The sequence below is a fragment of the Mesorhizobium sp. USDA 4413 genome (assembly GCF_056280365.1).
In genome coordinates this window covers 6,407,153-6,418,898 of record NZ_JBVPRP010000001.1, presented here as the reverse complement: position 1 = coordinate 6,418,898, position 11,746 = coordinate 6,407,153, and the positions used below count along the sequence as shown (strand labels likewise).

Genomic DNA, 11,746 nt, shown 5'->3' with positions numbered 1-11,746 from the left:
GGACTCACTGAACGAGCAGCAACGATCCGTCCTGGACTTGGTATTTCTGCAGCCGCTGCAGGAAGCTCATGCCGATCAGGTTGGTCTGCAGCGCTCGGTCGTCGAGCACCATCGCCTGGACATTGTCGACCGAGATCTTGCCGATCTGCAGGCGCTCGACCGTCACCACGGCGGCTTTGATCGCGCCATTGGCGGTGTTCACCTGTCGATTGAAGTCGGACGGGTTGAGCGAGATGCCGATCCTGCGCGCGGTCGAGGCGTTGATGGCAACCAATGTCGCGCCGGTGTCGATCATGCCGTCGATCTGGCGGCCATTGAGCTTGAACTGCGATGTGAAGTGGCCGCGCGCATCGGCGTTGACCAGCACCTGGCGGCCGAGCGGCATCGGCGCCGCCGGCTTGGCCGGGACCGAAGCGAGATTGACCTGCGGCTGGGCCTCCGGTGCTGCCGGCTGCGAGGCGACGGTCGATTTCAAGAGGCCGTCCACCAGATGCGGGTTAGCCTGATAGACGATCGGAATCGAAGCCGAGGTTCCGGCAAAGATGCCGAGGATGAGAAGCTTGCGCAGCATGGATGCCCCTTCGCGAAGCAGCATCCATAAGCCCGGCATGGTTTTTACGACTTTAACTCGTGCTGGAACCGCAAGCTTGCGTAAACGGCCAGTTAAGAAAGGCGCTCACTTTGTCCCGTACATGCGGTCGCCGGCGTCGCCGAGACCGGGCATGATGTAGCCCTTGTCGTTCAACTGGCGGTCGATGGAAGCGGTAAAGATCGGCACGTCCGGATGCGCCTTCGTGAAACGCTCGATACCTTCCGGGGCGGCCAGCAGGCACAGGAAGCGGATGTTGGTGGCGCCGCGTCCCTTCAGCTTGTCGATCGCCGCGATCGCCGAGTTGGCGGTCGCCAGCATCGGATCGACGACGATAACCAGCCGGTCGGCAAGATCGCTCGGCGCCTTGAAGAAATACTCGACCGCTTCGAGCGTCTCATGGTCGCGGTAGAGGCCGATATGGGCGACGCGCGCGGCCGGCACCAGGTCGAGCAGACCCTCGAGTAGGCCGTTGCCGGCGCGCAGCACCGAAGCGAAGACCAGCTTCTTGCCTTCCAGCGTCGGCGCCTCCATCTCCTCGATCGGTGTCTCGATCATGGTCGTGGTCAGCTCGAGATTGCGGGTCACCTCATAGCCGAGCAGCAGCGAAATCTCGCGCAGCAGCCGCCGGAAACCGGCCGTCGAGGTCTCCTTCTTGCGCATGATGGTCAGCTTGTGCTGGACAAGGGGGTGGTCGACGACGGTGACGCCCTGCATGATGTGCTCCGACTGGTTCGCAGTGGGTAGTAGTCAGTAGTGAGTAGTGAATAGTGAGCCGATTTGCGAGTCCCGGCCTCGGGCAAAGCTCCGGCCTTCAACCGATCTATGCGCGCTCGGCCAAATCCATAACTATTGACTACCGACTACTCCCTACTCACTCACCGCACCTTCACGTCCAGCCGGCTCAGCAGCATCGCCCTGGTCTTCTTGTCCACGAAGGCCGCCTCGATGGCCGTCCTGGTGACGGCGGTGAGCGCCTTGTCGTCCATGCGGAAATGCTCGGCGGCGATATCGTATTCGCGCTTCAGCGAGGTCCAGAAGTAGGGCGGGTCGTCGGAGTTGAGCGTCACCTTGCAGCCGGCGGCGCGCAGCGCCGGAAAGGGATGGTCGGCGAAGCTGTCGAAGACTTTCAGCGCGATGTTGGAGCCCGGGCAGCATTCCAGCACCACGCCCTGGTCGGCTATGCGGCGGACGAGGTCAGGGTTCTCGATAGCGCGAACGCCGTGGCCGATGCGCGACGGGCGGATGTGGTCGAGGGCCGCCGCAACACTTTCCCAGCCCATCAGCTCACCGGCATGAATGGTGATGCCGAGGCCCGCTTCGCGCGCGATCTCGAAGGCTCGCGCATAATCCTCGAAATCGCCGATGCGCTCGTCGCCGGCGACGCCGAAACCGGTCACCAGCGGATGTGCGCAGCGCGCCGCGAAGCGCGCCGCCTGCTCGATCGACTCGACGCCGACATGGCGCACGCCGGTGACGATCATGCGGCCCTCGATGCCGGTCCTGGCCCTGGCGCGGGCCATGCCTTCGCCCAGCGCGTCCGTATAGGCCTTTGGCGACAGCCCGGCCCTTTTGGCATGGTCCGGCGAGGTGAAAACCTCGGAATAGATGGCGCCGTCGCGAGCGAGGCTGGTCAGATAATGGTCGGCAAGGCGCGCATAATCTTCTTCGCTGCGGAACAGGTCGGAAGCGAAATCGTAAGCCGCGAGAAAGGAGGTGAAATCGTGCCAGACGAATGAGCCGTTCTGGATATAGGGCGAAGGGTCCTTGCCGTATTTGCGGGCTTGGGCGACGACGAGTTCGGGCGCTGCCGCTCCTTCGATGTGGCAGTGCAGTTCGGCCTTCAAAATCATGCGGTCATCCCGTCCGGTATGCTGCTCTCGCACAGGGGCTGGCCGGAAAATCATGCAAGACCTCTCCCGGCCGGGGTTTGAAAGCGCGGCCGAAAACCGCGCCTTGGACAATAGCGTCGGCACCATCGATCGGCTATGGTCCCGCCGGTTTTATGACGGATCAAAATAATGTCAGTTGAGAGAACCACGACCGCGGGCGGGATGGAAACCTCCTATGGTTTCAGGAAGGTCGGGGCAGGGGAGAAGCAGCCCCTGGTCAACGACGTCTTCCATAAGGTGGCCAGCCGATACGACCTGATGAACGATCTGATGTCGGCCGGGTTGCACCGGTTGTGGAAGGACGCGATGGTCGCCTGGCTCAACCCGCCGAAGCGGCCGGGCTGGAAGGTGCTCGATGTCGCCGGCGGCACCGGCGATATCGCCTTCCGCATCGTCGAGGCCAGCCAGCGCCATGCGCACGCCACCGTGCTCGACATCAACGGCTCCATGCTTACCGTCGGCCGCGACCGCGCCGAAAAGCAGGGTCTGTCAGCCAATACCGACTTCGTCGAGGCCAATGCCGAGGAACTGCCGTTCGCGAATGATAGCTTCGATGCCTATACGATCGCTTTCGGCATCCGCAATGTGCCGCGCATCGAGGTCGCGCTTACCGAAGCCTATCGCGTGCTGAAGCGCGGCGGACGGTTTCTGTGCCTGGAATTCTCGGAGGTCGACATGCCGCTGCTCGACAAGGCCTATGAAGCCTGGTCGTTCAACGCGATCCCCAGGATCGGCAAGACGGTGACCGGCGACGGCGAGCCCTATTCCTATCTGGTCGAATCCATCCGAAAGTTCCCCAACCAGCAGAATTTCGCGGCGATGATTACCCGCGCCGGCTTCGATCGCGTCACCTTCCGCAATTACTCGGGCGGTATCGCCGCCCTTCATTCCGGCTGGAAGCTTTGAGGCGCGGCGCTTTGCAGCAGAAGCAGGCCCCTCTGAAGCAGCCTCCTTTGACGCAGGTTGGGCTATGAGCAGCGTCGCCGCCGCCTTCAGGCTCGCCCGGGCCGGCTGGGTGCTGGTCCGCGAAGGCGTCGTCGCCGCGCTGCCGGGCGAAGAGCTCTCCGGCATGCCGAAATTCGGCTGGCGCGTGGCGCGGCTTTTCACCCGCCGCCGGGCGCTGAGCTATCAGCGCGGCGACAGGCTGGCGCGCGCGGTGGTGCGGCTCGGACCCTCCTACGTCAAGCTCGGCCAGTTCCTGGCGACGAGGCCCGACGTTGTCGGCAACGACATGGCGCTCGACCTCGCATTGCTGCAGGACAAGATGCATACTTTCCCGAAGGCCGCAGCGATCCATGCGATCGAAGCCTCGCTCGGGCGCAGGATTGACGATCTCTATTCGAGCTTCGGCGAACCGGTGGCGGCGGCCTCGATCGCGCAGGTGCACGGTGCCGAGGTCTTGTGCGAGGGCAGCGCTTCGCGCGTGGCGGTGAAGGTTATCCGGCCCGGCGTGCGGCGGCGCTTCTTTCAGGACCTCGAAAGCTATTTCCTCGCCGCCCACCTGCAGGAGAAATACATACCGTCGTCGCGCCGGCTGCGCCCTGTCGAGGTGACCCAGACGCTGGCGCAGACCACCAGAATCGAGATGGACCTGAGGCTGGAGGCGGCAGCGCTTTCGGAACTCGGCGAGAACACCAAGGACGATCAGGGTTTTCGCGTGCCGGCCGTCGACTGGGAACGGACCGGCCGCGACGTGCTCACCATGGAGTGGATCGACGGCATCAAGATGAACGATCTGGCGGGCCTTGCCGCCGCCGGGCATGACCTCAAGGCGATCGCCGTCAACCTCATCCAGTCGTTCCTGCGGCACACGTTGCGCGATGGCTTCTTCCATGCCGACATGCATCCGGGAAACCTGTTCGTCGAGGCGGACGGCACCATCGTCGCCGTCGATCTCGGCATTGCCGGCCGGCTCGGCAAGAAGGAGCGGCGGTTCCTCGCCGAGATTCTCTACGGTTTCATCGTGCGCGACTACCAGCGCGTCGCGGAGGTGCATTTCGAGGCCGGCTATGTGCCGCGCCAGCACAATGTCTCGGCCTTCGCGCAGGCGATCCGCGCCATCGGCGAGCCGATCCACGGCCAATCGGCCGAGACGATCTCGATGGCGAAGCTGCTGACGCTGCTTTTCGAAGTCACCGAACTGTTCGATATGGCGACGCGGACCGAACTGGTGCTTTTGCAGAAGACCATGGTGGTGGTCGAAGGTGTCGCACGCACACTCGATCCGGCCTTCAACATGTGGAAGACCTCGGAGCCCGTGGTCAGCGATTGGATCGCCGGCAATCTCGGCCCGCGCGGCATGCTCACGGACGCGCGCGACGCCGGCAGAGCCCTTGTGTCGCTGGCAAGGCAGGCGCCGGATCTTGTCGCCCGCACCGAGCGGCTGTCGCGCGAGATCGATCTGATGGCCGAGAACGGCCTGCGCTTCGACGAAGCGACCGCGCACGCAATTGGTAGGGCGGAAGCGCGCCACACCCGCTCCGGCCGCGTGGCGCTGTGGGTTATCGCGCTGACGCTGATTTATATCGCGTGGAAATTGCTCTGATCCCACGCGGCTTGTCGCCAGTTGATTGCATTGCTATCATTGCCAGCGCTTATCCGAAGGCGAGTGCAATCGCATGGCCAGCATCACCATCCGCAATCTTGACAATGAAGTGAAAGACCTGCTCCGGCAGCTGGCGGCCGAGAATGGCCGTTCGATGGAGGAGCAGGCGCGGGCGATGATACGCGCCGCGGTCAAAGGCCGGGCAGGGCAGGCCGAGCGCATCGGCCAGATCGAGGAAAAGCTGCGTGCGCTGACGGGCTCGAAGGAGCAGGCAGCGCCGGTCGTCGCCGCATCCGCCAAATCAGTTTCGCGAGGTTCTCTCTCCGGCAAGCGCATCCTGCTCGTCATCGGCGGCGGCATCGCCGCCTACAAGGCGCTCGACCTGATACGACGGCTGCGCGAGCGCGGCGCTGCGGTGCGGGTGGTGATGACGTCAGCCGCGCAGGAATTCGTCACCACGCTGTCGGTCGGCGCGCTTTCGGCCGATCATGTCTTCACCGAACTGTTCGACCGCAATGACGAGCACGATGTCGGCCATATCAGGCTGTCGCGCGAGGCCGATCTGCTGGTGGTGGCGCCCGCCACCGCCGACCTGATGGCGAAGCTCGCCAACGGCCATGCCAACGACCTTGCCTCGACGGTGCTTCTGGCCACCGACAAGAGGGTGCTGATGGCGCCGGCGATGAACCCGAAAATGTGGGCGCATCCGGCAACGCGGCGGAACCGGGCGGCCTTGCAGAAGGACGGCATAGCCTTTGTCGGTCCCGCCAAGGGCGAGATGGCGGAGAGCAACGAAGCGGGCGAGGGCCGTATGGCCGAGCCGCTGGAGATCGTCGCCGCGATCGAGGCCATGCTCGACGAGAGGCCGAAGCCGCTGGCGGCGCGCCGCATCATCGTCACCTCCGGGCCGACGCATGAGCCGATCGATCCGGTGCGCTACATCGCCAACCGGTCTTCCGGCAAGCAGGGCCATGCGATCGCTGCCGCGCTGGCAAAGCTCGGCGCCGACGTGCGGCTGGTGTCGGGCCCGGTCACCATCGCCGATCCGGCCGGGGTCGCGACCACTCACGTCGAAACAGCCGCGCAGATGAAGCAAGCGGTGGAGAGCCTATTGCCGGCGGATGCCGCGGTGTTCGTTGCCGCCGTCGCAGACTGGCGCACGGCCAACGCCGCCGGCGAGAAGATCAAGAAGGTGGCGGGCAAAGGGCCGCCTTCGCTGCAGATGGTCGAGAACCCGGATATCCTGGCCGGCATCGGCCATCACGTTCAGAGGCCGGGCCTCGTCGTCGGCTTCGCCGCCGAGACGCAGGATCTCATCGCCAATGCCGAGGCCAAGCTCAAGAAAAAGGGCGCCGACTTCATCGTCGCCAACGACGTCTCGCATGAAAGCGGCATCGGGCCGTCCGGCGTGATGGGCGGCGACCGCAACAAGGTGCGCATCGTCTCCAGAACCGGCGTCGAGGAATGGCCGGAAATGGGCAAGGAGGAGGTGGCGGCGCGGCTCGCCGCGCTGATCGCGGAGCGTCTGCAGCAGACCGTCACTGTTTAGTCTAGACCCTTTGTTTTGACGCAATTCCGGGCCGAAAACCGTTACACACTTTTCCTGGAATTGCTCTAGCCGGGCGCTTGCTGAGGCCGCAGCGTCGGCAACGCGATCCTCAGGGCGGCGATGCATCCCAGAATAGCCAGAGGCACGAAGGCCAGGAACAGCCAGCCGGCAACGCCTGCAGCCGCTTCACGGTTCAGACCCTCCGAGAACCCGCTGGCATTGGCGACGATGCCGGCAAGTGCCGCGCCCACGGCATAGCCGATGCGTTGCATGGTCGGCACCGCGGCCGAGGCGATCGTCTGCTCGCCATCGCGCGCCGAAGCGACGATGACGCGTGTGAGGAAAGGCCAGCAAACGCCGAAGCCGCCGCCCTGCAGCAGGGCGCAGAGCAGAATCAGCGGGATCGAGCCTGCCGGGATGGTGTAAGCGAAGCCGGCAAGGCCGGAGGCGATCATCAGTGCGCCGATAACGATGATCAGCCTTTCGCGCTCCAGTGGCGCATTGGCGATGAGGATCGACAGGATCGACCAGGCGATCGATTCGGCGGCGATGATGTAGCCGGTGGTCAGGATCGGAATGCCGTGCAGCGTGGTGAGGAGCAGCGGCCCGTAAATGGTGAAGGTGCAGGTCGCTACCGAGAATGCCGCAACCATGGTCATGCCGCTGCCAAGCGGCGAGCGCCATGAAAACAAGGGCGAGGGAAAGAGCCGCGATTGCGGCCTAAGGGCATCGATGCGGAAGAACAGCGCCAGGCCGATCAGGCCGAGCAGGAGGAGCAGGGACGAGCGCAGCAGGGCGATGTCGATGCCGGCGGCGGCGATCAGCACGACGCTGAAGCCGAGACAGACGAGCGCCGGATAGGGGAAGGGTGGCGCCTTGCCGCTGCTCGCCTGCGGCTTCCTCGCCTCGGGCGTGTCGAGCACGATGAAGCTTGCCAGCGCCATCGCCGCGCCGCCGAAGGTGAAGATGCCGAAAGCCCAGCGCCACGACAGGAACTCGGTCATGAGCGCGCCGAGCATCGGGCCGCTGAAGGCTGCGACGCCCCAGATCGCGGACATGATGCCGAAGAGCTGCGGCCAGATATTGCGTGGAAACAGGCGCTCGACGGAGACGAAGGCGAGCGACACAAGCGCGCCGCCGCCAAGCCCTTCGACCAGACGCCCAACGAGGAACAACGGCATGGAAGGCGCCGTGGCGCAGATCAGCGCGCCGATCGCGTAGAGCAGCGCGGCGACCATCATATTGGAGCGCAGGGCGACATAGCTGACCAGCCGTCCGGCCGCGGCACCGGCGACGATCGCGCCGAGCTCGTAGATCGCCAACGACCAGCCGACCAGTTGCACGCCCGCGAGATCGCCGACCATGGCCGGCATCACCGTCGCGACCATTGTCTCGTTGGTGGCATGCAGCAGGATGCCGAGACTGACGAAGCAGAAGCGGGCCAGATCGCCGCTCGCCCACAGCGCCCGCCAATCCACTTTGCCATCGGCCACCTTTTTGCCGACCACCCTGTCGCCGCCTGCTGCCGTCACATCGATCTCCTGCTTGCCAACGGCAGCCTCGTTCGCTTTCGAAGGAAGCGCCAGGTCCAGTTCGGCAGCGCTTGTAGAACCTCAAGCGCGGTTGAGCTCAAGAGGCTTTTCGCAGATTCAACGCGAGCCACGATTCGCCTACGCAATGCGGCTTCCCAAAGCATACGGCCCGGAACAGATGTTCCGGGCCGTATGCGGCGCAGCGAATTTGGAGGACGAAGGCCTATTTGTAGGAGTGGACGAGATCCAGCGAGGCGACGGTAACGGCCAGGTTAACACCGGTCTGCGCCTGGACGCTCAGCGGCTCCAGCATGAAGGCGCTGTCCAGGCCGCCGACCAGGACGTTGGCGCCGCCGCCGGTCACCACGGAAGCCTCGGCATTGACGCCGTAATAGCTGCCGGCGAGATCGCCCGCATCATGGTTGCGGGTGGCGGCAAGCACCGCCCAGACGAGCTGGCCCTGATGCGTCTTGCCGACATCGACGCCGAGCTTGGAGATCATCCCGGTATAAATCTCGGCCGGACCGTGATGGGAGGGGCGGAAGACACACGATACGCCTTTGTTCGACGTGATGACGTAGCCGACGCCGCCGTCGATGGTGCAATCGAGCGTGCCGAGCCGGAGCGTGCCGGCGCTTACCGGAAAAGCGAGGACCGTGGCGGCAAGCGCGGCAGCGGCACAGGCAAGTGTTTTGATCATTGGAAAGGTCCTTTCGCGAAAATTTGGCCCCGCCTTAAACGATCGAGGTGCGTCGAGCGTTCCGCTGAAAACTTGGCGCGAACATGGCAAAGGTTAACGCCTCGCCTTGGGCGGTTAACGGATCGCTATCGACCTCGCTGCAGGGCAACACTGCGCTTGCGGGCGGACTCGGACGATCGGGGACGACGCCTAAGCCCGTCGTGCAGGATATCCTTACGGCGTCGGCTTCCGATCAGCTGGCGTTGCCACCGACGCGCGACAGGCCGTCCTTGGCCGGCTGGTAGGTGGGGTCGAGGCGGATGGCTTCGCGATAGGACTTGGAAGCCTTGACCTTGTCGCCACGCTTTTCATAGATCAGCGCCTGGTTCGCCCAGGCTTCAGCGTTCTTGCCATCGAGCTTGATGGCCATGTTGAAGTCGGAGAAGGCGTTATCCTCGTCGCCCGTCGCCAGGTAGGAGAGGCCGCGGCCGTTATAGGGTTCGGCGGCGTCCGGCGCCAGCGAGATTGCGGTCGAGAAATCCTCGATGGCGAATTTGTGCTGGCCCTGGCTCTGATAGATCAGGCCGCGATTGTGGTAGGCGCGCGCGTCGGTGGTGTCGAGCTGGATCGCCTTCTGGAAGTCGTTGAAGGCGTCCTGGATGCGGCCCGCCTTGCGGTAGAGATTGCCGCGGCCGATATAGGCGGCGTCGTAGTTGGCGTTGATCTGGATCGCGCGGTTGTAGTCGGCCAAAGCCGCTTGCTGATTGCCGAGGAAGCGCTGGATCAGCGCGCGATTCGAATAGGCCTGGTAGAAGTTCGGATTGAGCTGGATGGCCTGGTTGAAGTCCTTGAGCGCTGCCTGGTACTGGCCGCCGCGGCCATAGGCCGAACCGCGCACATTGTAGCCCTCGGGATCCTGCGGATTGCGCTGGATGACCGCCGAAAGCGAGGAGATGTTCTCGCTCGACCCTTGCGCCTTGTCGATCGAGTTGAACTCACCTGTCGGGGTTGTCTGGCATGCTGCAAGCACCAGACCCGAAAGCAGGGCCGCCGTCAGGGCGAAGCCGCGAAAAGCGGTTCCGCGCTCTACGGTAATAGCGTTCATCTTTGTCCTCACTGCCGCGGCGCCGTTAGTCCGTTCCCTCTCCGAACCGGCTCGAATCTATAAACAAAAAGGTGGCGGCGATTTCGCATCGCGCCACCCTCGGTATCCTTCGAAAAGGACGAAAAATTGGCGTTATGAGCGCGGCGAGCGCGATGCGCCGGCAGCACCAGCCGGAGCCGGGCGCGGGGTCATCGGCAGCAGGCCTTCGCGCTGGGCGCGCTTGCGGGCCAGCTTGCGGGCGCGGCGCACGGCTTCGGCCTTCTCGCGGGCACGCTTCTCAGACGGCTTCTCGTAATGACCGCGCATCTTCATTTCGCGGAAAATACCTTCGCGCTGCATCTTCTTCTTCAGCGCGCGAAGCGCCTGATCAACGTTGTTGTCGCGGACGAGTACCTGCACGGGCAATCCTGTCTTCGGGTTTGAAATCGTTAGGCAAACAGCCATAGCTGAGATGCCTCCGCGGCGAGCTGCACCGCGAATTGTGGCGGCTGATAGCAGAATCAGGCTGGGATGTCCACCGCTGATTGCGGGAAACAGCGATCAAAAACCCGAGCGCCGCTGCCGGACGTTTGATCGGCCTACGCGGTTGTCAGATGGAGGCGCGCAAAGTCCTCGAAAAACTCGCCATAATCGCAGGTGATTTCCTCGCCGGCGGCGATGTCGCGAATGGCGGTGGCGCCGCCATATTGTGAGAAATCCGTGTTCGGCCGCTCGGAGTGGTTCATGAAGCGGCCATTGTCGACCTCATAGACCATGAAGCCGGGCTTGTCTGGGCTCGGATAGGCATAGCGGTCGAGCAGCTCGCGCAGATGCGGCGGCGCGGCCTCATATTTTTCCATCGGGATCAACCGGTCGAAATCCGGGTCGAGCCGCCAGATCGAAGCGCCCTTGCGGATCGGCTCGGCGGCGAACACGCCGACGCCTTCGATAGCGCTCTGGGCAACATAGGTTCTGATCAGCAGCATCGTTCCCCGTCCATTTTCGACGGGAAACGAAATCGTCAATTCGCGCCGAAATGCAAGACCGCGCCGCTACATTTCAGCGGATGGGCGTGTTTCCAGCCTGCCGGCCGGATCACGTCCGGCTGATCGAGACGCCGCCATCGGCAAACAAGGCCGTGCCGGTGGTGAAGCTCGATGCGTCGGATGCCAGGTAAAGCGCCGAGCGCGCGATCTCCAGCGGCTCTGCCATGCGCTTCAGAGCATGGATGCCTTCGACGAAAGCGCGCGCCTCGGGCGTGGTCGTGGTCGCGCCGGGCGTGTCGGTGCCGCCGGGCAGCAGCGCGTTGACGCGCAGACCTTGCGGACCGTATTCGGCGGCGAGCACCTGCGTCAGGCCGATCAGCCCGGCCTTGGCGGCGGCATAGGCCGCCATGCCAGGCATGCCGGCGGTGTAGCCGACGAAGCTCGAGGTGAAGATCAGCGAGCCGCCGCCGCGGCCCAGCATCGCCGGTATCTGGTGCTTGGCGGCGAGAAAGGCGCTGGTCAGGTTGGTGTCCATCGTCTCATGCCAGGTCGCCGGCGCCATGTCGGGCACCGGCCCCATCGCGCCGACCGCGCCGGCATTGTTGAAGGCGATGTCGAGGCCACCAAAGCGGGTTACAGCGAGCTTCACAAGCGCCTGGGCATAGACTTCGTCCCTGACATCGCCGGCAAGCGCGGCCGCCATACCGCCGGCATTCTCGATCTCGCAGACGAGCGCGTCGAGCTCGGCCTGACGCCGGGCCGCGACGACCAGGCATGCGCCTTGCTCGGCGAACAGCTTGGCGGTGGCGCGGCCGATGCCGGAACTTGCTCCGGTGACGATCGCGACCTTGTTTGTAAGAGTGAACATGTCTCAGCATCCTTCCTTGGTG

12 protein-coding genes are annotated in these 11,746 nt (G+C 64.2%); 3 read left to right on the top strand and 9 right to left on the bottom strand.

The genetic code is table 11. From position 1 onward, the window contains the following. Window positions 1-4 precede the first annotated feature (4 nt). From ACVMIM_RS31175 to ACVMIM_RS31165, 3 genes are all read right to left on the bottom strand, one after another. The gene (locus ACVMIM_RS31175) at window positions 5-571 is read right to left on the bottom strand and encodes a TIGR02281 family clan AA aspartic protease (RefSeq protein ID WP_040997738.1); all 567 of its coding nucleotides are present in this window, start codon (window positions 569-571) and stop codon (window positions 5-7) included. Window positions 572-676: 105 nt separating this feature from the next. Continuing rightward, window positions 677-1,306, bottom strand: coding sequence for a uracil phosphoribosyltransferase (gene upp, locus ACVMIM_RS31170; RefSeq protein ID WP_027165262.1), 630 nt, complete (start codon window positions 1,304-1,306; stop codon window positions 677-679). 161 nt (window positions 1,307-1,467) lie between these two features. Further along, window positions 1,468-2,442: an adenosine deaminase gene (locus ACVMIM_RS31165; protein ID WP_476116706.1), complete on the bottom strand. Its 975-nt coding sequence runs from the start codon at window positions 2,440-2,442 to the stop codon at window positions 1,468-1,470. 168 nt (window positions 2,443-2,610) lie between these two features. Between ACVMIM_RS31165 and ubiE the strand changes: the two genes are divergently transcribed. The 3 genes from ubiE (at window position 2,611) to coaBC (ending at window position 6,575) form a co-directional block, all read left to right on the top strand. After that, window positions 2,611-3,387 carry a bifunctional demethylmenaquinone methyltransferase/2-methoxy-6-polyprenyl-1,4-benzoquinol methylase UbiE gene (gene ubiE, locus ACVMIM_RS31160; protein ID WP_476116704.1) on the top strand — a complete coding sequence of 259 codons (777 nt, stop codon included), beginning with the start codon at window positions 2,611-2,613 and terminating at the stop codon, window positions 3,385-3,387. Between the two features lie 64 nt (window positions 3,388-3,451). Continuing rightward, window positions 3,452-5,026, top strand: coding sequence for a 2-polyprenylphenol 6-hydroxylase (gene ubiB / locus ACVMIM_RS31155; RefSeq protein ID WP_476116702.1), 1,575 nt, complete (start codon window positions 3,452-3,454; stop codon window positions 5,024-5,026). Window positions 5,027-5,099: 73 nt separating this feature from the next. Further along, entirely contained in the window at window positions 5,100-6,575 is a 1,476-nt protein-coding gene (gene coaBC / locus ACVMIM_RS31150) for a bifunctional phosphopantothenoylcysteine decarboxylase/phosphopantothenate--cysteine ligase CoaBC (protein ID WP_476116700.1), read from the top strand. A gap of 65 nt (window positions 6,576-6,640) precedes the next feature. Here the strand turns inward: coaBC and ACVMIM_RS31145 are convergent, their stop codons facing one another. The 6 genes from ACVMIM_RS31145 to ACVMIM_RS31120 form a co-directional block, all read right to left on the bottom strand. Further along, window positions 6,641-8,107 (bottom strand): MFS transporter, encoded by a 1,467-nt coding sequence (locus tag ACVMIM_RS31145; RefSeq protein ID WP_476116698.1) that lies wholly within the window; start codon window positions 8,105-8,107, stop codon window positions 6,641-6,643. Window positions 8,108-8,330: 223 nt separating this feature from the next. Next, entirely contained in the window at window positions 8,331-8,807 is a 477-nt protein-coding gene (locus ACVMIM_RS31140) for a DUF992 domain-containing protein (RefSeq protein WP_040997316.1), read from the bottom strand. Window positions 8,808-9,039: 232 nt separating this feature from the next. Continuing rightward, window positions 9,040-9,891, bottom strand: coding sequence for a tetratricopeptide repeat protein (locus ACVMIM_RS31135; protein ID WP_476116697.1), 852 nt, complete (start codon window positions 9,889-9,891; stop codon window positions 9,040-9,042). A gap of 132 nt (window positions 9,892-10,023) precedes the next feature. Beyond that, the gene (gene rpsU, locus ACVMIM_RS31130; protein WP_027165252.1) at window positions 10,024-10,290 is read right to left on the bottom strand and encodes a 30S ribosomal protein S21; all 267 of its coding nucleotides are present in this window, start codon (window positions 10,288-10,290) and stop codon (window positions 10,024-10,026) included. 179 nt (window positions 10,291-10,469) lie between these two features. Next, on the bottom strand, window positions 10,470-10,856 hold the full coding sequence (locus tag ACVMIM_RS31125) for an SET domain-containing protein (protein WP_476116694.1): 387 nt from the start codon (window positions 10,854-10,856) through the stop codon (window positions 10,470-10,472). Between the two features lie 109 nt (window positions 10,857-10,965). Further along, a complete protein-coding gene (locus tag ACVMIM_RS31120) occupies window positions 10,966-11,724 on the bottom strand; it encodes an SDR family oxidoreductase (RefSeq protein ID WP_476116693.1) in 759 nt (252 codons plus the stop codon). Window positions 11,725-11,746 lie beyond the last annotated feature (22 nt).